Raw genomic sequence first — 21,208 nt, 5'->3', positions numbered from 1 at the left:
GGTGCTCGAAAATACCTGAGGAGACAACATGTCCGCTGTGCTTGAAAAATTGCAGTCGCTGGGCCAGAAAGAACACCGTCACGATCCGCTGGCCGATCCCAAGGTCTCGATATATCAGCCCGATCAGCCCGGACTGATTTACCCTGGCATTCCCAGCTTCGACAACGTGGCGCAGGAGCGGCAGTACCTGAAAGAGCGTCTGGTGGGCGCCTGCCGCGCGTTTGCGCGCCAGCGCTTTGACTACGGCTTTGCTGGCCACCTCACCATTCGAGACCCCGAGCACCCGCATCTGTACTGGACCAACCCGATGGCGGTGCATTTTGCGCAGGTGAAGGTGTCCAACCTGATCCTGGTGGACCACCAGGGCGAGGTGGTGGAGGGGCGCCATGCGGTGAACCGCGCTGGCTTTGTGCTGCACGCCGCGGTGCATGAGGCGCACCCTGACATCCTGGCCATGTGCCACGCCCACACGGTTTACGGCACGGCGTTTGCGTCACTCGGCCAGCCGCTGCTGCCCATTTCGCAGGACGCCGCCGCATTTTTTGAAGACCATGTGGTGATTGGCGACGAGGCCGGGCAGGTGGCGGTGGAGGTCAAGGCCGGGTTGAAGGTGGCCGACTGGTTCAAGGGCGTCAAGGCCGCCATCCACCAGAACCACGGCCTGTTCACGGCCAGCCGCCACAGCATTGAAGCCGCGGCGTTCTGGTTCATCGCGCTGGAGCGTTGCTGCCAGCAGCAACTGGCCGTGATGGCCACCGGCCAGGCGCCGCGTCTGGTGCCTGCCGACCGGGCGCGCTACAGCCGAGAACATGTGGGCAGCGAGTACATCGGATGGCTGCATTTCCAGACCATCTGGAACGACCTGATTCCTACCGAGCCCGACCTGTTCGATTGATCTCGCCGGGCGGGTCGCTCGCCCTCAGCGGGTGCGAGACTTCATCACCCGCTCGACCTCGCGTTTGCCTTCGCGGTCTTTGATGGTGTCGCGCTTGTCGTGTTCGGCCTTGCCCTTGCCCAGGGCAATTTCGCATTTCACCTTGCCGTTTTTCCAGTGCAGGTTGAGTGGCACCAGGGTGTAGCCCTTCTGCTCCACCTTGCCGATCAGCCGCCGTATCTGGTCTTTTTGCAGGAGCAGTTTTTTGGTGCGCACCGAATCCGGGGTGACATGACTGGAGGCCGTGTTGAGGGGGTTGATCTGGCAGCCGATCAAGAACAGCTCGCCGCTGCGAATGATCACGTAGCCATCGGTGAGCTGTACCTTGCCCTCTCGCAGCGCTTTCACTTCCCAGCCTTCCAGCACCATGCCCGCCTCGAAGCGCTCTTCGATGGCGTAGTTGAACACCGCCTTCTTGTTGTCGGCGATGCGGGAGTCGCCGGTCTTGGTGGTGGCGGCTTTGCTGGGCTTGGTGGACATGGGGTCTTAGATGTGGCCGCATCGGACCAATACAATGACAACGTCTGCGTTGTCTGGGCGGCGCCCCGAGCCGGGTTGTGCGCCTGGCTCGACCCGCGATTGTATGAAAACGATTCAGAAGTCCGTCCTGCTCTGGCACAGCCCACACGAAATGTTTGCGCTGGTGACCGATGTGCACCACTACCCTCAGTTCCTGCCTTGGTGCGACCACAGCGAAGTGGTCGAGCGCCACGAATCCGGCATGGTGGCCAAGGTGGGTATGTCCATTGGCGGCCTGCGCCAGAGTTTCACCACCCGCAACACCCATGTGGAAGATCGCCAGGTGCTGCTGGATCTGGTCGATGGGCCGTTTTCGCATCTGCAAGGTTGCTGGGACTTTCACACCTTGGGCGACGGCACGCAGCGTGCCTGCAAGGTCGAATTTCGCCTGACTTACGGGTTTGCCAGCCAGACGCTGGCCAGTCTGGTGGGGCCAGTGTTCGACAAGATCGCGGGCAATCTGGTGGATGCTTTCGTCAAGCGCGCCGACCAGGTCTACGGCGAATGAAGGTCACACTCACCTATGCCAGCGCACCGCGCACCGTGCACGAGTTGGAACTGACGGTGCCTGCTGGTTCCACGGTGGCGGCGGCTCTGGAGGCTTCCGGCTGGGCGGGGCAGTTCCCTGGGCTGTTGGCGCTGCCGGTGGGCATCTGGAACCGACGAGCACTGGCCAGCGACGAGCTGCGTGAGGGCGATCGGGTCGAGGTGTATCGGCACCTGCGCGTGGACCCGAAGGTGGCTCGGCGGGAACGTTTTGCGGGACAGGGCGCCCGCGGCACCGGGCTGTTTTCGCGCCGCCGGCCAGGCGCTAAGCCGGGCTACTGAGCCAGCTCCATATCAGGGGTTCACTGAACGCCGGGTCCGCAGTCGGACTGGATGATGGCGTTGAGGCGCTGGTTTTCAGCCGCGCGGGCCTTGTCGTCCATGATCTCTCGCTCGCCCTTGGCATTGGTGGTGGCGATGCGGATGCCCGAATCCATCGTGGTCTTGTTGCGTTTGGCGCGCTCGCAGTTGTCCTGCCGAGCCTTGGCCACTTTTTCTTCATCGGCTTTTTTCTTGGCCTGTTCTTCCGCTTCTGCCTGCTTCTTCCTGGCTTCAAGCTGCTCATCGCGGCCACTGAGCTTGGGTGCCGCGGTCGTGGCGGTGCTGGCGGTAGCGGCCGGCGCACTCGTTTCATTCGCCAGCGGCTGCGCCGAAGGCGGGCCGGGCCGCTTCAGGATGTTCTTGTCGGGCACGCTGGCGGGCGGCGGCGTGTCGCTGAAGACCTTGCGGCCAGCGCCGTCCAGCCATTGCCATTGCGCCAAAGCGGCACTGCAACACAGCGCTGAGGCAACCAGAAGCAGGATTCGGGCAGGCGAACGAAAGCTTGGGATTTGGACCATTCGCGCAGTGTAGCGCGGCGTTTTCCGGCGTCCAGGCCATGGAGCCCAGCGGCGTGATTGAGTACCGGAACGGCGTGGTTTTCGGCCCTCGGGCGACCTTCCCGCAGGTCCTGAGGCACGGCCAGAGACTCCGGGGTGCACGGGTACAATCGTGTTTTTGGAGCTTTACCTCATGCGCCTCCTCGGCAAAGCGCTCACCTTCGACGACGTTCTTCTGGTGCCCGCGTACTCCCAGGTCCTGCCCAAGGACACCTCACTGGCGACCCAGTTTTCCCGCAACATCCACCTCAACCTGCCCCTGGTGTCGGCTGCCATGGACACAGTGACCGAGGCCCGTTTGGCGATCGCCATCGCGCAAGAGGGCGGCATCGGCATCGTGCACAAGAACCTGACCGCGCAGGAGCAGGCGGCTCAGGTGGCCAAGGTCAAGCGTTATGAGTCGGGCGTGTTGCGCGACCCGGTGGTGATCGCGCCGACCACCACGGTGCGCCAGGTCATGCAGCTCTCCGACGAGCTGGGTGTTTCGGGCTTTCCGGTCGTGGATGCGGGGAGGGTGGTGGGCATCGTCACCGGCCGTGACCTGCGGTTTGAAACCCGCTTCGATCTGCCAGTGAGCGAAATCATGACGCCGCGCGAGCGCCTGATCACCATGCCCGACGGCACCACGCCGGCCGAGGCCAAGACCCTGCTGAACAAGCACAAGCTCGAGCGCCTGCTGCTGGTCAACGACGCCTTCGAGCTCAAGGGCCTCATCACGGTCAAGGACATCACCAAACAGCTCAATTTTCCCAATGCGGCGCGTGATGCGGCTGGCCGCCTGCGCGTGGGCGCAGCGGTGGGTGTGGGCGAGGGCACCGAAGAGCGGGTGGAGGCGCTGGTGAAGGCAGGTGTCGACGCCATCGTGGTCGACACGGCCCACGGTCACAGCAAGGGCGTGATCGACCGCGTGCGCTGGGTCAAGCAGAACTACCCGCAGGTGGATGTGATCGGCGGCAACATCGCCACCGGCAGCGCCGCGCTGGCTCTGGTGGATGCCGGCGCCGATGCGGTGAAGGTTGGCATCGGTCCCGGCTCCATCTGCACCACCCGCATCGTGGCGGGGGTCGGCGTGCCGCAGATCATGGCGATCGACAGTGTTGCCACTGCCCTGCAAACCACTGGCATCCCCATGATTGCCGACGGCGGCATCCGCTACAGCGGCGACATCGCCAAAGCCATTGCGGCCGGCGCCAACACCGTGATGATGGGCGGCATGTTTGCTGGTACCGAAGAGGCGCCGGGCGAGATCGTGCTCTACCAGGGCCGCAGCTACAAGAGCTACCGCGGTATGGGCTCGATCGGGGCCATGCAGCAAGGCAGCGCCGACCGCTATTTCCAGGAAAGCACCACCGGCAACCCCAACGCCGACAAGCTGGTGCCCGAAGGCATCGAAGGTCGGGTGCCCTACAAGGGCTCGGTGGTTTCGATCATCTACCAGATGGCTGGTGGCCTGCGCGCCTCCATGGGCTACTGCGGCTGCCCGAGCATCGAGCACATGCGCGCCAAGGCGGAGTTTGTCGAGATCACCTCCGCCGGCATCCGCGAAAGCCATGTGCACGACGTGCAGATCACCAAAGAGGCGCCGAACTACAGGGCGGAGTAGATGCTCTCCCCCGCGCCGCAGGGTGAGATCCCCCCGCGCCGCCTGCGGCGTCAGCCCCCAGGGGGCGGCGCCAGCAGCCCGGCAAAGCCGGTTCCGCGGTGCCCTGGGTTGGCTCCCCCTCTCTTCTCGGGCCGTCCTTTGTGGCGGCCTTTGTTTTTTCTGAAGTCACCGACACGCCATGCAACACCAGAAAATCCTCATTCTTGATTTTGGCTCTCAGGTCACCCAGCTCATTGCCCGCCGGGTGCGGGAGGCCCATGTGTATTGCGAGGTGCATCCCTGCGACGTGAGCAGCGACTGGGTGCGGGAGTACGCAGCCGACGGACAGCTCAAGGGAATCATTCTGTCGGGCAGTCATGCCAGTGTCTACGAGGTGGACGACAAGGCGCCCGACGCCGTGTTTGCACTGGGCGTGCCGGTGCTGGGCATCTGCTACGGCATGCAGACCATGGCGCAGCAGCTGGGCGGCAAGGTCGAAGCCGGTCACACCCGCGAATTCGGTTACGCCGAAGTCCGCGCCCGAGGTCACACGGCACTGCTCAAGGGCATCGAGGACTTCCACACGCCGGACGGCCACGGCATGCTCAAGGTCTGGATGAGCCACGGCGACAAGGTCACGGAGATGCCGCCCGGCTTCAAGCTTATGGCCAGCACCGACAGCTGCCCCATCGCCGGCATGGCAGATGAGGTGCGCGGCTACTACGCAGTGCAGTTTCACCCCGAGGTCACGCACACGGTGCAAGGCAAGGCGCTGCTGGAGCGCTTCGTGCTGGAGATCTGCGGCGCCCGCCCGGACTGGGTGATGCGCGACCACATCGAAGAAGCGGTGCAGAAGATCCGCGAACAGGTGGGCGATGAAGAGGTGATCTTGGGTCTGTCCGGTGGCGTGGATTCTTCCGTGGCCGCTGCCCTGATCCACCGCGCGATTGGCGACCAGCTGACCTGCGTGTTCGTGGACCACGGCTTGCTGCGCCTGCACGAGGGCGACATGGTGATGGACATGTTCGTCGGCAAGCTGCACGCCAAGGTGATCCGCGTGGATGCGGCCGACCAGTTCCTCGGCCACCTGGCTGGCGTAAGCGAGCCGGAGACCAAGCGCAAGATCATTGGCCGCGAATTTGTCGAGGTTTTCAAGGCCGAAGCCGCCAAACTGATCTCAAGTGGTGCATCAACAAAAGGCGCCAAGTGGTTGGCACAAGGCACTATTTATCCGGACGTGATCGAGTCGGGCGGCGCCAAGAGCAAGAAAGCGGTCACCATCAAGAGCCACCACAACGTGGGTGGCCTGCCCGAACAGCTGGGCCTGAAACTGCTGGAGCCGCTGCGCGATCTGTTCAAGGATGAGGTGCGAGAACTCGGCGTGGCGCTCGGTCTGCCGCACGACATGGTCTACCGCCACCCGTTCCCGGGCCCAGGTCTGGGCGTGCGCATTCTGGGTGAAGTGAAAAAGGAATACGCCGACCTGCTGCGCCGGGCCGACGCGATCTTCATCGAAGAGCTGCGCTCCACCATCGACCACCCCAGCGGGAAGAGCTGGTACGACCTGACCAGCCAGGCCTTCACCGTGTTCCTGCCGGTCAAGAGCGTGGGCGTGATGGGCGACGGCCGCACCTACGACTACGTGGTGGCATTGCGTGCGGTGCAGACCAGCGACTTCATGACCGCCGATTGGGCCGAGCTGCCCTATGCGTTGCTCAAGAAGGTCAGCAGCCGCATCATCAACGAAGTGCGCGGCATCAACCGCGTGACCTACGACGTCAGCAGCAAACCGCCCGCCACCATCGAGTGGGAATGAGCTCCATGTACCTACCGCCCCAGTTCATTGCCAAGGACGCGACCATCGCACCTGAACTGATGCGCTTGCATCCGCTGGCGCAGCTGATCTCGGTTGACGGCGAAGGCCTGCCTTTCATCACGCCCTTGCCGCTGCACGTGGTGGAAGAGGGTGGTGGCCTCACCCTGCTGGGTCACGTGGCCCGGCCCAACCCACACGCTGGCTACTTGCGTGAGCGACCCACCGCGGTGGTCGTTTTCCAGGGGCCGCAGGCCTACATGACCACCCGGGTCTATCCCGATCTGGTGCGTGTGCCGACCTGGAGTTACCTGGCGGTGCACGCCACGGTGCAGGCGCGCATCGTCGAGGGCTTAGAGGACAAAGACCGCCTGCTCAAACACCTGATCCACGACCACGACCCGGCTTACGCCGACCAGTGGCGCGGTCTTGGGGAGGCGTACCAGCACAAGATGATGGCGGGCATCGTGGCGTTCGAATTGCGGGTGACCGATCTGCAGTGCAAGGTCAAACTCAACCAGCACCGGCCCGAGTCCCATGTGGCCATGCACGCTGCTTACGCCGCAGGCAATGCCGACGAGCAGGCGCTGGCCGGCTGGATGCAGCGGCTGGGCATGGTGCTGCCCACCGCAAAGGGAACGGCGTGATGCGTGGCTTGCTCGGTCTGGTTGGGCTGTTGCTGGTGGTGGTCATTGTGGGTTTGCTGGTGCGCAAACAACTGGCGCCGACCCAGTTGCCCACCGCGCCGGGCGCCGAGTCGCCTCGGCCAGGGAATCCGGCGCAGCAAAGCCGTGAGATCCAGGATCAGTTCAAGCAAGATCTGGAGAAGGCCCTGCAGCAGCCCCGCTTGCCGGCCGATCAATGACCCGTCCAGCCACGTCGATCGATGAGCGCTTCATGCTCCTGGCCCTGGCTCAGGCCGAGGCGGCGCAGCGAGCCGGGGAAATTCCCGTCGGTGCCGTGGTGGTCAAAGATGGGGCGGTGATCGCAGTCGGCCACAACGCACCAATCCAGGGCCACGACCCTACCGCCCATGCCGAAATCATGGCGTTGCGCGCAGCAGCGCAAGCCCTGGGCAACTACCGCCTGGAAGGCTGCACGCTTTACGTGACCTTGGAGCCTTGCGCCATGTGCAGCGGCGCCATGCTTCACGCACGCTTGGAACGAGTGGTCTTTGGCGCGCCAGATCCCAAGACCGGCGCAGCGGGTTCGGTGGTCAATCTGTTCACCCAACCCGAGCTCAACCACCACACCCAGGTGCTGGGCGGCATGCTGGAAAACGAGTGCGCGCATCTGTTGCGCGCATTCTTCAAGGAGCGACGCGTGAATCCTCACCCCCTGCGAGACGACGCCCTGCGCACGCCCGACGCGGCGTTTGCCAACTTGCCCGGCTACCCCTGGACGCCGAAGCACCTGAGCGATCTGCCCAGCCTGGACGGCCTGCGTCTCCATTACCTGGACGAGGGCCCGTCAGATGCACCCATCACCTGGCTGTGTCTGCACGGCAACCCGGCCTGGAGCTACCTCTATCGCCACATGATCCCCGTGTTCCTGGCCGCCGGGCACCGCGTGGTCGCGCCTGATCTGATCGGCTTCGGCAAGAGCGACAAGCCCAAAAAAGACGGCTTCCACACCTTTGGCTGGCATCGGCGGGTGTTGCTCGAATTTGTTGAACGGCTTGATCTGCAGCGCGTGGCCCTGGTGGTCCAGGACTGGGGCGGTCTGCTGGGCCTGACCCTGCCCATGGCCGCACCCGAGCGCTACGCATACCTGCTTGTGATGAACACCACGCTGGCCACCGGCGACGCGCCGCTGTCGCCCGGGTTTTTGGCCTGGCGTGAGATGTGTGCCAAGAAGCCGGACTTTGATGTGGCTCGCCTTTTTGCGCGCGGCAACCCGCAAATGAGCGAGGCCGAGTGCGCGGCTTACAACGCGCCATTTCCCGATGCTGGCCATCGGGCCGCGCTGCGCGCCTTTCCCGCCATGGTTCCCGAGCAGGGAAATGACGATGGCGCGGCCATCTCGCGCGAAGCCCGAATCTTCTGGCAAACGCGCTGGGCTGGTCAGTCTCTGATGGCCATCGGCCAGAAGGATCCGGTTCTGGGCGAGCCGGTGATGCGCGCTCTGGCCAGCCAGATCCGCGGTTGTCCCGCTCCCTTGCTGTTGCCAGAGGCCGGGCATTTTGTCCAGGAACACGGGGCAGGGCTTGCTCGGGACGCCGTGACCCGTTTCACCGGCACCAACTGAACACGAGTCCTTTCGACATGAGCCACATCTACATCTACTCACCGTCCAGCGCTGTGCGCGACAAGGCCGCGTTCCGGCGTGGCGTCAAACGCCTGGTGCAGCTCGGCCACGAGGTAGAGGTCGACGAGGCCGCGCTGCGCGGCCACCAGCGTTTTGCCGGCGACGACGCGACCCGCCTCGCCGCCATAGGTCGTGCGGCGGCCTGCGGGGCCGACATCGCCATGATTTCTCGCGGTGGTTACGGGCTCACCCGGCTGTTGCCCGATTTGCCCTACAAGAAACTGGCCAAAGCCATCGAAGCCGGGACCCGGTTTGTCGGCCTGAGCGACTTCACCGCGTTGCAGTGCGCGCTGCTGGCCAAGACTGGCGCCATCACCTGGGCCGGACCAGCGGTGGGCGAGGATTTCGGTACCGAGCTGCCACCTGACGACATCATGGCCGCCTGCTTCGACGATCTGGCCTGCGGTCAAGGCGAGGGGGCTGGCTGGCGCCTGCCATTGGGCGATGTGAAGGCACTGGCGGCGCGATCCACGACCCGCAAGCCACCTGCTCATCCCAGGCCCATGCCGGCGATGCGCATCCGCGGTGCCACACTCTGGGGCGGAAACCTCAACGTGATCTGCGCCCTGGCCGGCACACCCTACATGCCCGTGGTGGAGGGAGGTGTGCTGTTTCTGGAAGACACCAACGAGCACCCGTATCGCATCGAGCGCCAGCTCACGCAGCTGGTCAACGCCGGCATCATCGGGCGGCAGAAGGCGGTGCTGATGGGATCGTTCAACCGGTTCAAGCTGGTGCCGGGCTACGACCGAGGCTTCAACCTGCCTGCGGTGGTGAACTGGATCAGGGGCCAGACCCGCGTACCGGTGTTCACCGGTCTTCCCTTTGGCCATGTGCCAACCAAGGTGCTATTGCCCGTCGGGCAACGTGTGGATCTGATGGTGGAAGGGCGCGATGCCCTGATCTACTGGGGCTGAGCCTGGTTTGCAAAAGGCGATGCCTCAGCGGCGCATGCGGGCAGAATCGATCAGGGTCTTGGGAAGCAGGCCATGAAAGGCGGGTGAGATGGCTTGCACCATGTCAACCGCTTTGGCTTCACCATGCAGCCGGCTGAGCACCGATACCATCTCGGATCGGGCAAACCACAAGGCGTGGGCATCGGGCAGGTAGTTGAGGCGGTGCTTGAGGCGAGGACTCAAGCGCGAACCGTCCTCGCCGAGGGTCTCCAGCATGGCCTGACGCACCGGCTCCAGGGATTCTGGCGATTCCGTGCGCACCTCGGACCCGAGGAGGGCTGAAATGCTGTTGCGAAGACCGGGTTTGAACCAGCGCATGGGGGATGCCTCAACGACGTTGTATTTGTGGTGTGAAGGATACGCCCGCTGGCCTGGGCAATGCAATCATCCAGATACCTCAAATGACAAAAAACAACGCTGGAATCAATCGCTTACAAGAGGTCCTTGAATACGTTTCTCGCACATATGAGTACTTGGGTGTTACCCACAGATGGGGGATCAACCCCAGCGCGTCAAGCAACTAAGCCCTTGGCATGGATATGTAAAAGTGGCTGAGATAGCCGGCAGAAAACCGGTTCTTTTGTGACTTTCGCCACGGGCCGGCTGTGCTGCGACGGCAGATTCGTGTGATAAGAGGCCTCATGTCCGTCCCTGCTTGGGGTGCCTTCCTATGTTGTAATAACTGCAGAATGACCGCAAGAACATGGCAGAACTGACGATCGCGTTTGTGGACCTCACAGGCAGTGTCTCGGTGTTTGAAACACTGGGCAACGACCGCGCCACCAAGGCCGTGACCAAGCTCACCCAGTGGATTGGTTCCGTCGGCCTGGAGAACGGCGGCAAGGTGGTGAAGATGCTCGGTGACGGCGTTTTGCTGTCCTTCACCAACAACCGGCTCGCGGTTGAAACTATGACCCAGATCCAGCAGGAGCACGCGCAACGCGTGGCGCAATGGCCGAACCGGCTCAAGCTCATGATGCAGATCGGCATGGCCCGCGGCCAGGTGATCCAGGTCGACGGAGATTGTTTTGGCGACGCGGTGAATGTGGCTTCGCGCTTGAGTGACCTGGCCGGCCCCGAGCAGATACTCGTCACCGATGTCGTGATCCGCAAGCTCGGCACTCGCCACGGCGTGCGCAGCCGCAGCCTCGGGCCTATGCGCATCAAGGGTCGGGTTGAGCCTTGCGAGGTGTTCCGCATCGAGTGGCAGACCGAGATGCTGTCGGAGTTTCTCACCTTGCCGGCTGATCTGCATCAGCTCGGCATGTCGGCCGAGTCGGTTTTCGGGGGCATCGAGCTGGGCTGGCTGGATGCGAACCAGTCCTTCAATCTGACCGATCTGCCGCTGAAGATCGGTCGCGTGCCCGAGGCCGATTTTGTGGTCAACGACCCGCGGGTGTCGCGGCTGCATGCCAGCATCGACATCCGTTCAGGCAACTATGTGCTGGAGGACATCAGCAGCTACGGCACCTGGGTGCGGTTTGATGGCGCGGAAAACGCGATTTCCCTGCGTCGTCAGGAGTGTCTGCTGCACAGCGACGGCGAGATCGCGATGGGCGCGCCGTTCAGCGATTTCAGTGCGCCGACCATCTCGTTTCGTCTGGTTGATGGCCAGATGGTGCTGGGCCGTCCGCGCTGACCACCAGCCTCGCTCGACGCCTTATTTGAGGTTGCCCGAGAGGAATTGAGCGAGGCGCTCGCTCTTGGGGCGTGCCAGCACCTCGGCCGGCACCCCTTGCTCTTCGATCACGCCCTGATGCAAAAAGATCAGGTGATTGGAGACCTCGCGCGCAAAGCCCATTTCATGCGTCACCACCACCATGGTGCGGCCTTCTTCGGCCAGGGTGCGCATGACGCGAAGCACCTCGGTGACCAGCTCGGGATCGAGCGCACTGGTGGGTTCGTCGAACAGCATCACCTCGGGCTCCATCGCCAGCGCACGCGCAATCGCCACCCGTTGCTGCTGTCCGCCCGACATGTGGGCCGGGTACTTGCCTTCAACGTCTTTCAAACCGACCTTGTCGAGGTACTTGCGCGCCACCGTGACCGCTTCGTCCTTGCTCTTGCCCAGCACGTGCATCGGCGCCTCGGTGATGTTTTCCAGCACCGTGAGGTGAGACCAGAGGTTGAAATGCTGGAACACCATGGCCAGCTTGGCGCGAGCGCGCTGCAGCTGCTTGTCATCGGCCGCCTTCAGCATGCCGTCTTTTGCGGTGACGAGTTTGAGTTCTTCACCGGCCACAATGAGGCGGCCATGTTGCGGTCGCTCCAGCAAATTCATGCAGCGCAGAAAGGTGGACTTTCCTGAGCCCGAGGAGCCGATGATGCTGATCACATCGCCTGCGCGAGCGGTGAGCGACATGCCCTTGATGACCTCATGCGTGCCGTAGCTCTTGCGAATGTCAATGGCTTCAAGTTTGGTGGTCATGGCGTTGATCTTGTTCGAATCGGAATAGGTCAGGGGCTGAGCAGGTTGCCCGACCGGATGGGTTCGCGTCCCGCCACACGGCACAGTTCAAGACCGGCAGTGGCCCAGCGCAGGTTCTGCCGCGCATAGATCACGCCAGCGATGCTGCTCGTCACCGCGGTGCGCCGGTGCGCGACCGGGTCGACCACGTGCGCCAGCACCTGGCCCGGCTGCACCTCGTCTCCCGGCGCGCAGGTGAATGCGATCACGCCGGGGTGGGGTGCGATCAGCGCCTCGGTACCAGCCAGCGGGGTAGGCTCGCACAGGGCAGGGGGTAACGCGGGCGGGGCACCCGCCAGCAGGCCTTCGTGCTGCAGGTAATGGCAGATCGCCAGTGCGTCTTGCAGCGCCTGGGCATCAGACACATCGGTCTGTCCGCGCAGTTCGACCGTGGTGCTGGCGCAGCCCAGGGGCACGGGTGCTTGCCCGGCGAAATGCGCTCGCAGTCGCCACCAGGGCCCCGAAAGCGCTTCGTCAAACGAGATCGACCCACCAGACCCGTTGGCCCACAGCACCGCCCGCGCACCGAGGTAGCGCGCCAGTGGCGCAAGGCGATCCATCACCGCCTGCTCCACGTAGAGGTGCATCACCGCTTCGAAGTCGCAATGCAAATCAAGCACCAGATCAGCGTCATGGGACAGCCGCATCAAGTTTTGTCGCAGGCTTTGCAGCTCGGTTGAGGGTGCCTGCTCGTCCAGGGCGCGTGCCATGGCGGCGCGGACAGTGGCCTGGTTCTGCTTGGGGTCCGGACCGAGCAGCGGTGCCAGCTCGTCTCTGAGAAGGACAAAGAAGTCCGGGTAGTGCCGGTTGAAGTTTTCCATGCTCGCCAGCTCGAAACGACCCAGCTGGTGGTGCATGACGGTCTGACTCAGGCCGATCGGATTGGCCATCGGCACCAGGACCACCTTTCCGAGCAGCTCGTCGCGGGCTTCTGCAGCACTCAGCAGGTCCCGCAGGTGGTGCGCCACCAGCATGCCGGGCAGCTCGTCGGCGTGCAGGCTGGCCTGGATATAGGCCTTCTGGGTGGCCTGCTCCGGTCCGAAATGCAGGCTCGTCAGTGTGCGCCGGGTACCCAGCGAAGGTGAGAGAAGAGGGTGGTGGACAGTTTGCATCGGCTTGTTGGGTGCAGGTGCAGCCAGTGCTGGCGCCTGCAGCCCGTCAGTGCGTGCGTGGTTTCAGGTAGGCCAGGAAGCGGCGCTCCAGCAGGCGAAACCCATAGACCAAGGTGAAGGTCAAGCAGAAGTAGACCACTGCCACCGCAATGAAGGGCTGGAACGCCAGGTAGTAGGTCTTGTAGATGGCGTAGGCCGCGTTGGTGAGGTCGTACAGGGCCGGGACCACGCTGGCCAGCGAGGTGGCGTGCAGCATCATGACGACCTCGTTGGAATAGCCCGGCAGGGTGCGGCGCAGTGCACTGGGCAGGACCAGTCGGAACATCATGTTCCACTTGCCAAAGCCCGCCGCCTGAGCCGCTTCGATCTCGCCCGCCGGCGTTTCCCGGATGGCACCGGCCAGCATTTCCACGGTGTAGGCGCAGGTGTTGAGCGTGAAGGCAAACACCGCGCAAAAAAACGGATCCTTGAACCAGGTGAAGGGCCAGGTGGTGTCCCACAGGCTTTGCACCCATTCGAGCTGGGCAATCCCGTAATAGATGAAATACACCTGGATCAGCAGCGGCGTGCCCCGCACCACGTAGGTGAACAGCCAGACCGGGTAGGACAGCCATTTGCTCCGCGAGACGCGCATCAGCGTCAGTGGCAGCGTCAACAGGCCGCCTGCCACCAGGCTCACCGCCAGCAGCTCCAGCGTGGAGATCAGACCCACCCAGTACAGATGCAGATTCTGAGGCTCGAAGATGATGGCGAACTTGTCCATCAGAAGTCGCCCCGCTTGACCCCGGCGGAGTAGCGTTTTTCAGCCTTGCGCAGCAGCAGAAGGCTGACACTGGAGATCATCAGGTACAGGAAGCCGGCGAACGCCATGAAGATGATGGCCGCGCCAGGAATATCGCCGCGGGCAGCGGCCCCGGCCTGTTTGGCCAGGTTGGTGATGTCGGCCAGGCCGATCACGGACACCAGCGCCGTGGCCTTGAGCAGCACCAGCCAGTTGTTGGTGAAGCTGGGCAGAGCGAAGCGCACCATTTGCGGCAGCACTATGCGCCGGAAGGTGTAGAAGCGGCTCATGCCAAAGGCCCAGCCAGCCTCCGACTGGCCCTTGGACACGCTCATGATGGCGCCGCGGAATGTCTCCGTCATGTAAGCGCCATACACGAAGCCGATGGTGAGCACGCCAGCTACGAAAGGGTTGATCTGCGGCCCGCGCCGAAAGCCCAGCGCCTCCGCGATGTCGTTCACCAGAATCTGGCCGCCGAAATACAGCAGCAACATCCACACGAGATCCGGAACGCCCCGGATCACGGTGGAGTAGATGTCACCCAGCCAGTTGAGCGGCTTGTAGGGCGAGAGCTTGGCGGCCGCACCGGCCAGACCGAGGCAGGTGGCGACGATCAAGGCCCCCAGCGCGACACCCACAGTGACCAGCAGCCCCTGGAGGATGTTCAGGAAATACGTCGTCATCCGCGGGGCCGGCCGGTGCTACTTGGCCCGGACTCAAGAACCCCAGATGTCCACGCCCGGCACGTGCTTCTCAGCCAGTTCTTTCCACTTGCCGTTGTCGCGGATGGCCTTGATGCCAGCGTCCAGCGCATCGCGCAGCGCGGTGTCTTCCTTGCGCACGGCGATACCGGCACCCGAACCGAAGTACTTGGCGTCGAACTCGACCGGGATGCGGGCACCGGCGCAAGCGTAGTCCGTGCCGTCTGGCGTAGACAGGAAGCCGCCGTTGACCTCGACCACATCGGCCACAGTGCCGTCCAGACGGCCCGATTTGATATCCAGATACACCTGGTCCTGCGCGTCATAGGCCACGATGGTCGCGCCTGCTGGCTGAAGCTCACCCATGGCGTATTTTTCTTGAGTCGAGGCCTTGAGCACGCCGATCTTCTTGCCTTTGAAATTGGCTGCTTCGGCACCCAGGTTCAGCGCCGACTTCACCACCACACAAGATGGCGTGTTGTAGTACTTGCCGGTGAAATCCACTGCCTGCTTGCGCTCTTCGGTGATCGACATCGAGGAAACGATGGCGTCGTACTTCTTGGCTTGCAGGCCGGGGATCATGCCGTCCCAGGCTTGTTCGACGAACACGCATTTGCTCTTGAGCTCGTCGCACAAGGCTTTGGCCACGTCCACGTCAAAACCTGCTGGCTCGCCCGAATCGGTCTTGTAGGTGAAGGGCTTGTAGGTTGGGTCGATGGCTACGCGGATCTCGGGGAACTGGCTGGGAGCTTCAGCCGGTGCTGCGGCTGGTGCAGCTGCGGCTGGAGCTGCTGGCGGTGCCTCGGTCTTGCCACAGGCGGTCAATGCGGCGGCGCCAATCAGGCTGAGGGTCAGGATCAGATTTTTCATGGAGGTAGGTTGTGGGGTTGATGGGTGTTGGCTTGCGCGGCAATCCAAGACTTCAAATTGTAGGCCTCGCTGGCAAGGCATCTCAGGGCACCAACTTGGTGTTTGCCCGGATGTGGATTTCAGCGAAAGCAGGCCGGCTAACGACGGTAAGCAACTTGCGCGCCCACGCGATTGATATTGTACTTAACATAATATACATCGTAGAATGTACTGCTGCCGAAAAAGCGGAGCTCTGAGGCTCCTGGCCTCGTGCCAGCTCATTAGCCGCCTACGGCCCCAGCAACTTGGCCATGCGACCGAAGAACTTCCGCCAAGGTGTCAACACGGCCAAGTCTCCGACGCATTGGCTAAAAGACGGCCGAAGTTGCCGTTGGATGACGACTGGCAGGTTCCGGCGGCGGCCGAAATTCGGATGCAATACTTGACCGGCTGCAGTCTGGGCTCGGTCTGGTTCGAGGAGGATGAACTTTGAGCGTCCGGACGGAGAACGAAGGGAAGAACACTTCGGGTAGCTGGGAATCCAGCGCCTACTGACCTGCCTGTCGTTCCCCTCGTCTCCAGTCCCACGGCGCTACCGGCGCTGGCTCCCGCCAAAGACCTACCCGGCCTGCGCGCGCGTGTTCTTCGGCGCTGGCGTACATGAGACGGTCTGAGGAAGCCTGCTCTGTCTGGTATTTCTTGTAGTGCCAGGCCATGCCGGCGGTGACCATGGCCAGATTGGCATCTCGGCCGTCGATCAGCACCTTGCCAATCTGACGCCCGTACCGGTCCACCTTCTCGGTTTCAACCTGGACGCTCTTGCCGAACACCAGATCTGAAAGCTGCTCTTTGGCGCGTTGGCCAAACGGCTGCTTTCTCTCGGGCGCATCAATGCCAGCAAGCCGAATCTTGTGCTGGACTTTGGTGTCATCGAGCACGGTGATCGTGTCGCCGTCGGCAACGGCAACAACCTTGCCGACCAGGATGTCCGCCCAAGCAAGGGGCACGACCACGACCAGCGCCAGAATCAGTGCGCCAATTTTTCGACAAAACATCCTTGCGGCATCTTCCAAAAAGAAGCCCGGCGAGAGCCGGGCAAATTGAATCGCAGTGACGCGACTCCAGGGAGGATGGGCATGGTGAAGACCAAGCCCGGCATCATTATGAATACTCCTGGCGCGGGGCTCAAACGGTGGAGTGCCAGCCGACGTAGACAAAACGTCGATCGTTGAAAAGTGGGGAGAGGAAGTCGCCCAGAGAAATGAGGAGGCATCAGACTGACAGCCGACGGACGGTGCCAGCCGACAGGCAGATTTGGTCAGTTTAAAACCAATGCCCGTTGAAGGCTGATTGCAGTCAGACGGGACGAACAATTGCCTCAATTCACCACATCGGCACATGCATCAGTGCCGTCAACCAACCGTTCCCGCTCGAAGACGACCACGCGAGGTTTAGTCCTCTGCCTTAATTCGGACGTCCACACAGGCGGACTTAGAGCCCCAAAGCTAACTTCGTGGATGCTGTGGATTCATGGGAGGGTGCTGGGAAGCTCAAGTTTTTGACACCAAGCGCACCGCATGGATCGCCATGTTCGTATGCGCCACTCCCAAGAGGGGAGTCGAGCACGTCAGGCTTTGGCCTCGGCGAATCATGGCCCCCAAGATGTGATCGTGCTCGGTGTTCTGACCATCCAGCAAATCTCTGAGCATGGATGCGGTGAACGATGATCCCGTGGCGGTGAGCATCTCGAGCGCCTTGGCGGAAGCCGCGGCGCTGATGGCGCGGCCGGACGCGTGGGCCACACGGCAGCACTCCTCGTACATCTGCACTGTTGTCGCTTGGCCATAAGGCGTTGCCACGATGTCTCCGACCGAGCCACGACACAGTGTGGTCATGCCGGCCAGGGTGGCCAGAAAGACCCACTTGTCCCAGAGCACCTGTTCAATGTCGTCAGCCAGCAAGCTGTCGAAAGGGGCTTTCCTGCACAGTTCGATGAAGTCAGAGGCGACTTCTTGATGTGAGGGGTGCCGGGCCCCAACGGTCAGGCGGTGCATGTCGGTCAGTTGGCGGATGGCACCATCGGGCGTGATCGTGGCTGCGATGTGGGCTACGCCACCCATCACCCGCTCTTGGCCCAGCAGCGCATCCAGTTTGTCCAGATGATCCCGTCCGTTCAAAAAGGGCAGAACGATGCCTTGACCCAACGCGCCTTTCAATGAGTGCAGGGCGTCATCCAGGTCGTAAGACTTCGGTGCCAGGAGAATCAGGTCGTATTCGGGCTGGATGTCTTGAGCGGTGACGGTTTGCGGCTGCACCACAAATGCACCCTGCGGGGTTTCCACCCGCAGCCCTTGGGCATCGATGAGCGCTTTGCGTTTGTCACGCACCAGGTAAGTGACGTTCGCACCAGCCCGTATCAGGTGGGCGCCGAAATAGCCGCCGATGCCACCGGCGCCCAGGATCAGGATTTTCATGGATGAGCTCATTTCTGTTCAAAGTGCACCGGTGTATTCGCCACGCGCTGGATAGTCCTTGGCCACTGCAAAGTCGATGGCCCCCAGCAGATCCTGGAATTGCGGACGCGCAAACGGCATGGTCTGCGTAGACCCGTAGTAGAGCGTGCCGTCAGGCCGGATGATGAACACGCCCGGTTCGCTGAACAGCGCGGGCTCTTCAATGCCAATCGAGGTCTGACCTCGGGAAGTGCTGATGTACAGACCCCACTGACGTGCGCCTTGCAGGCTGAGTTCGTAGCCCACACGCAGGTGCTCCGCTTTGATCTTGTCCGCCATCGCCTGGGCGCGTTCGGCGGTGTCGCTGCTGACGGCGACAACCTGCACACCGCGTTTTTCAAACTCGGGCATCAGGCGCTCGAGTTCCATCAGGTACTTGGCGCAGATGGGGCAATGCAGGCCCCGGTAAAACACGACCAGCTCAAACGTGGGGGCGGGTGAGGCGCCCAGTACGTATCTTCCACCCCTAACAAGAGGGATGTTCAATGCGGGCACAGGCTGGCGGGGAGTCAAAGCGAGGGTGCTCATGGGAAGTCCTTTCAAAATGGGAGCTGTCTTCTCAGGATGGATGACGTGGATCTGAGTGTGGCGTATGATTTGCAACTTAAAATTCATAAACGATTGCATTTCGTACATAATGAACGACAACAAATTGGACCGCCTGTCCGCCCTTCTGGATGGGTTGGCACCCGTGGTGACGCTCGGTTTGTCATCACAAGAGCGCCTGCAAGGGGCGCAGTACCCGGACAATGACAGCGCTTTACAGCTGTGGTTTCTGACTTGTGGAAGTGCCGAGCTGGAGATTGGGGACTCCTCTTTGAAGGTTGAGTCACCTGCCCTGGTTGCGGTTCATGCCAGTCAATCCTTTGTGCTCCACAATTTCTCGGCAAGCGATCCAAATCGCCTAATCAGAGCCCACGTGCAACTAACGGGCCCAGTGGCCACTCTTTTTCTGGAGGAATTTGCGCAACCGCGAACCGTGTCGCTTGCCGATGATGAGCCTGCCTTGCGTTTGGCAGTGGCCATGATCGAGTCCGAGTTGAATGCGCCGCGTTGCGGTCATCCCGCCTTGCTCAACCGAGCAGGTGACATTTTGTTCATCGGACTTTTGCGTTACCTCGTCGCTCACCCCGTAGCCAAGGAGGGTGGCCTGTTCAATGGCTTGGCTGATCCCCGCATTGCCAAAGCACTGGTGGCGATGCACCAGCGTCCGGCGTTTGGCTGGGACCTGGAGCTTCTTGCTCATGAGGCTGGCATGTCACGAACGGCCTTCGCAAACAGGTTCCATGAAACGATGCGACGCCCGCCAGGAAAATATCTGGCGGCCGTTCGTTTGGCGATTGCCCAGCGTGCAGTAGATTTGGGCAAAGGGCTAAAGGAGGCCGCTCGTCTGGCTGGGTATGAAAACAGTTCTGCTTTATCGCGAGCTCTTTCCAAGTCACGGTTGCAAGCCGCGTACAACGGCTAGTCCTAATCAATTGGGTTCCTGTGATCGGACTTGACCAAATTTCCTTGAGGCCCACACCAATCAGTCACAGGTCGTGGGTCGATGGCTGCTAACGCTGCACAGCCGAACTTGAAGAATCGAAGGTCGCTTGAAGGCTGGTTGCAGTTGGTCATGCCCATCTTGCGGGTGTCGGCTTTCGTTGCAAGCCGCCGTTCAGGGTTCAGTGCCGTATCTGGTCCCTTTGGCTCCTGATAGAGTGTGCTTCACAGGAGGAAACATGACCAAGTTTTATGACGCGAAGGTCGATCTGGTTCACCACAAGACCATCGCGGTGCAGATCGCGGCAGACTCCGAAGCAGAGGCCACCGCGCTCGCCACAAATGCTGCCATCGCCAAAGAGCCGCAGTTCTCGCCGACAGGCAAGATATCCCTCAAGCTAGTAGGCGAAAGTGAGTTCAAGGTGGGTTCCCGAGTGGTCCACCGCATTTTCGGTGCCGGTATCGTTGAGCATGTTGCGCCGAGTGCTCCCAATGGTGGATTTCGCTTCACGATCAAGTTCGATAAGGGTGAAACCAAAAACATCCACGGACCTGGTGCGGTGCTTCGCCCCGAAGAATTGGCTGATCATGACCCGCGCAGTTACCCGAACTACAAGGCTACGTTCCGTTGGGACCGGAATGGTGACACGCTTGAGGTCGTCGGAACTGCGATCAACTCAAGGGATCGTATTGATCCGGCGCTGTTCGAGGTTCTCATGTGGTGCCGGGAGAACATCAAGGACGGCAACAAGTCGACCGTGGAAGTGAAGTACGTAGCGCTGCTCAACGACGAGGCGACCGGCATCCATCATTGGCCACACATGTCGTACACGGCGAAGCTCACGTTCAATTCAGAGGACTCGCTGACGCGCTTCTTCCTGATGTGGAAAGACTAAGTAGTTGCCAACAGCCACAGCAAGATTCGCTAGACGTCGGGGTCGCCCCAATCGTCTCCAGTTGAGACCTTGAACAGCCGTTTGAACATTTCGTGCTCCGCCAACACGAACTGCCCCAGCTTCTGCACGTTCGCAAATGCTGAGAGAAAACCGCTTGAAGCATGCGAGACAGCAATCAGTATGTCGATAACCTGTTCGACAGTTGCCGACCGGAATGCTTCAACAGTCTCTTCCTTCCTATGTGCTGAGAAGAAGTAGCTCATTCCGTACACGGAGCCGTGGATGACTTCCGAAGACACAGCATAGATGCCCCCATAAGCGCCCATCAAAGCACCTCCAGACGCGCTGACGACTTTCCCGATCTTGTTGATGCGGCTCACTGCATCCAAGGATGTCCAAGATTCCTTGCCCTTTTCAGCGAAGTCAGGAAACAGCTTGGCGGCTTGGGCTTTCGGGTCCCGTACACCGAGCGCGATCATGAAGTCCCCGCTGCCGATGATGCGGTTGTGATGCTTCCATGCTGCGAAGTGCCTGTGCTCCAGAGCGCGCTGAGAAACCTCGACAGGTTGCGTCACGAAGAATGCTGCGTTGATGAAGCCTTCGACCACTGAGCGAGCGATCGGGTATAGGTCACGGACAACAATGCCCTCGCCCTCAGAGAGCTTCATGATGGTGTTAAGGGACTGTCCCGCTCCCATTGCGACCGCCGTTGTAGCTCGTACTTGGTCTTCCGCCAGTTCGCATTTCAGCTCAGTGTCTGCGTATTTGATTGGCCCCTCGGTCATAAGGTACAGCGCTATACGGAGGAGCTCCTGCTGACCAGCGATGATCGTGCGAAGCTCCTTGAGCTGTTCGACTTGCTTGTCCAT

Annotated in this window: 24 protein-coding genes; 12 read left to right on the top strand and 12 right to left on the bottom strand. The window is 61.8% G+C overall.

The window, feature by feature from the left end:
- The first annotated feature begins 28 nt into the window (after positions 1–28).
- Positions 29–895 (top strand): class II aldolase/adducin family protein, encoded by an 867-nt coding sequence (locus tag QUV25_RS13595; RefSeq protein WP_300864730.1) that lies wholly within the window; start codon positions 29–31, stop codon positions 893–895.
- A gap of 24 nt (positions 896–919) precedes the next feature.
- Here the strand turns inward: QUV25_RS13595 and smpB are convergent, their stop codons facing one another.
- Complete coding sequence (gene smpB / locus QUV25_RS13590) at positions 920–1,414, bottom strand: SsrA-binding protein SmpB (RefSeq protein ID WP_300864729.1); 495 nt, start codon at positions 1,412–1,414, stop codon at positions 920–922.
- Between the two features lie 103 nt (positions 1,415–1,517).
- Between smpB and QUV25_RS13585 the strand changes: the two genes are divergently transcribed.
- Both QUV25_RS13585 and QUV25_RS13580 read left to right on the top strand, forming a co-directional pair.
- The gene (locus QUV25_RS13585) at positions 1,518–1,961 is read left to right on the top strand and encodes a type II toxin-antitoxin system RatA family toxin (RefSeq protein ID WP_300864727.1); all 444 of its coding nucleotides are present in this window, start codon (positions 1,518–1,520) and stop codon (positions 1,959–1,961) included.
- On the top strand, positions 1,958–2,281 hold the full coding sequence (locus tag QUV25_RS13580; RefSeq protein WP_300864726.1) for an RnfH family protein: 324 nt from the start codon (positions 1,958–1,960) through the stop codon (positions 2,279–2,281). Before QUV25_RS13585 ends, QUV25_RS13580 begins: the two co-directional genes overlap by 4 nt.
- Positions 2,282–2,301: 20 nt before the next feature.
- Here the strand turns inward: QUV25_RS13580 and QUV25_RS13575 are convergent, their stop codons facing one another.
- A complete protein-coding gene (locus tag QUV25_RS13575) occupies positions 2,302–2,838 on the bottom strand; it encodes a DUF4124 domain-containing protein (protein WP_300864724.1) in 537 nt (178 codons plus the stop codon).
- A gap of 172 nt (positions 2,839–3,010) precedes the next feature.
- Here QUV25_RS13575 and guaB point away from each other — a divergent pair, with 172 nt between their 5' ends.
- The 6 genes from guaB to QUV25_RS13545 all read left to right on the top strand — a co-directional run bounded on the left by guaB (position 3,011) and on the right by QUV25_RS13545 (position 9,496).
- The gene (gene guaB / locus QUV25_RS13570; protein ID WP_300864722.1) at positions 3,011–4,480 is read left to right on the top strand and encodes an IMP dehydrogenase; all 1,470 of its coding nucleotides are present in this window, start codon (positions 3,011–3,013) and stop codon (positions 4,478–4,480) included.
- A 178-nt stretch (positions 4,481–4,658) separates the two neighbouring features.
- Positions 4,659–6,275 (top strand): glutamine-hydrolyzing GMP synthase, encoded by a 1,617-nt coding sequence (gene guaA, locus QUV25_RS13565; protein ID WP_300864720.1) that lies wholly within the window; start codon positions 4,659–4,661, stop codon positions 6,273–6,275.
- A gap of 5 nt (positions 6,276–6,280) precedes the next feature.
- Positions 6,281–6,919 (top strand): FMN-binding negative transcriptional regulator, encoded by a 639-nt coding sequence (locus QUV25_RS13560; protein ID WP_300864719.1) that lies wholly within the window; start codon positions 6,281–6,283, stop codon positions 6,917–6,919.
- Positions 6,919–7,137, top strand: a complete 219-nt coding sequence (locus QUV25_RS13555; protein WP_300864718.1) for a hypothetical protein — start codon at positions 6,919–6,921, stop codon at positions 7,135–7,137. Before QUV25_RS13560 ends, QUV25_RS13555 begins: the two co-directional genes overlap by 1 nt.
- Positions 7,134–8,519 (top strand): tRNA adenosine(34) deaminase TadA, encoded by a 1,386-nt coding sequence (gene tadA, locus QUV25_RS13550; RefSeq protein WP_300864716.1) that lies wholly within the window; start codon positions 7,134–7,136, stop codon positions 8,517–8,519. Before QUV25_RS13555 ends, tadA begins: the two co-directional genes overlap by 4 nt.
- Before the next feature lie 17 nt (positions 8,520–8,536).
- Positions 8,537–9,496 (top strand): LD-carboxypeptidase, encoded by a 960-nt coding sequence (locus QUV25_RS13545; RefSeq protein WP_300864715.1) that lies wholly within the window; start codon positions 8,537–8,539, stop codon positions 9,494–9,496.
- 24 nt (positions 9,497–9,520) lie between these two features.
- On the opposite strand, the gene QUV25_RS13540 is transcribed toward QUV25_RS13545, so the two are convergent.
- Positions 9,521–9,853 carry a hypothetical protein gene (locus QUV25_RS13540; RefSeq protein WP_300864714.1) on the bottom strand — a complete coding sequence of 111 codons (333 nt, stop codon included), beginning with the start codon at positions 9,851–9,853 and terminating at the stop codon, positions 9,521–9,523.
- Positions 9,854–10,238: 385 nt separating this feature from the next.
- Between QUV25_RS13540 and QUV25_RS13535 the strand changes: the two genes are divergently transcribed.
- Positions 10,239–11,174: an adenylate/guanylate cyclase domain-containing protein gene (locus tag QUV25_RS13535; RefSeq protein WP_300864713.1), complete on the top strand. Its 936-nt coding sequence runs from the start codon at positions 10,239–10,241 to the stop codon at positions 11,172–11,174.
- A 21-nt stretch (positions 11,175–11,195) separates the two neighbouring features.
- On the opposite strand, the gene QUV25_RS13530 is transcribed toward QUV25_RS13535, so the two are convergent.
- The 8 genes from QUV25_RS13530 to QUV25_RS13495 all read right to left on the bottom strand — a co-directional run bounded on the left by QUV25_RS13530 (position 11,196) and on the right by QUV25_RS13495 (position 18,486).
- Positions 11,196–11,963, bottom strand: coding sequence for an ATP-binding cassette domain-containing protein (locus QUV25_RS13530; RefSeq protein WP_300864711.1), 768 nt, complete (start codon positions 11,961–11,963; stop codon positions 11,196–11,198).
- A 29-nt stretch (positions 11,964–11,992) separates the two neighbouring features.
- Positions 11,993–13,114 carry a succinylglutamate desuccinylase/aspartoacylase family protein gene (locus QUV25_RS13525; RefSeq protein ID WP_300864709.1) on the bottom strand — a complete coding sequence of 374 codons (1,122 nt, stop codon included), beginning with the start codon at positions 13,112–13,114 and terminating at the stop codon, positions 11,993–11,995.
- A 46-nt stretch (positions 13,115–13,160) separates the two neighbouring features.
- Positions 13,161–13,877, bottom strand: coding sequence for an ABC transporter permease subunit (locus QUV25_RS13520; protein ID WP_300864708.1), 717 nt, complete (start codon positions 13,875–13,877; stop codon positions 13,161–13,163).
- Positions 13,877–14,578 (bottom strand): ABC transporter permease, encoded by a 702-nt coding sequence (locus tag QUV25_RS13515; protein WP_300864707.1) that lies wholly within the window; start codon positions 14,576–14,578, stop codon positions 13,877–13,879. Before QUV25_RS13515 ends, QUV25_RS13520 begins: the two co-directional genes overlap by 1 nt.
- A 33-nt stretch (positions 14,579–14,611) precedes the next feature.
- Complete coding sequence (locus QUV25_RS13510) at positions 14,612–15,466, bottom strand: transporter substrate-binding domain-containing protein (protein WP_300864706.1); 855 nt, start codon at positions 15,464–15,466, stop codon at positions 14,612–14,614.
- Between the two features lie 527 nt (positions 15,467–15,993).
- On the bottom strand, positions 15,994–16,818 hold the full coding sequence (locus QUV25_RS13505; protein WP_300864705.1) for a thermonuclease family protein: 825 nt from the start codon (positions 16,816–16,818) through the stop codon (positions 15,994–15,996).
- A gap of 177 nt (positions 16,819–16,995) precedes the next feature.
- Positions 16,996–17,919: a ketopantoate reductase family protein gene (locus QUV25_RS13500; protein WP_300864704.1), complete on the bottom strand. Its 924-nt coding sequence runs from the start codon at positions 17,917–17,919 to the stop codon at positions 16,996–16,998.
- Between the two features lie 18 nt (positions 17,920–17,937).
- On the bottom strand, positions 17,938–18,486 hold the full coding sequence (locus tag QUV25_RS13495; protein ID WP_300864703.1) for a peroxiredoxin-like family protein: 549 nt from the start codon (positions 18,484–18,486) through the stop codon (positions 17,938–17,940).
- A gap of 109 nt (positions 18,487–18,595) precedes the next feature.
- On the opposite strand from QUV25_RS13495, the gene QUV25_RS13490 reads away from it, so the two are divergent.
- Together QUV25_RS13490 and QUV25_RS13485 are read left to right on the top strand one after the other, a co-directional pair.
- Positions 18,596–19,426, top strand: coding sequence for a cupin domain-containing protein (locus QUV25_RS13490; RefSeq protein WP_300864702.1), 831 nt, complete (start codon positions 18,596–18,598; stop codon positions 19,424–19,426).
- Between the two features lie 256 nt (positions 19,427–19,682).
- Positions 19,683–20,339 carry a hypothetical protein gene (locus tag QUV25_RS13485; RefSeq protein WP_300864701.1) on the top strand — a complete coding sequence of 219 codons (657 nt, stop codon included), beginning with the start codon at positions 19,683–19,685 and terminating at the stop codon, positions 20,337–20,339.
- Between the two features lie 29 nt (positions 20,340–20,368).
- Here the strand turns inward: QUV25_RS13485 and QUV25_RS13480 are convergent, their stop codons facing one another.
- Complete coding sequence (locus QUV25_RS13480; protein ID WP_300864700.1) at positions 20,369–21,208, bottom strand: DUF5677 domain-containing protein; 840 nt, start codon at positions 21,206–21,208, stop codon at positions 20,369–20,371.

The sequence above is a fragment of the Hydrogenophaga sp. genome, from assembly GCF_030373245.1.
Lineage (GTDB): Bacteria > Pseudomonadota > Gammaproteobacteria > Burkholderiales > Burkholderiaceae_C > Hydrogenophaga.
The sequence above is the reverse complement of the archived record's forward strand: the minus strand, read 5'-3'. Positions and strand labels throughout refer to the sequence as shown.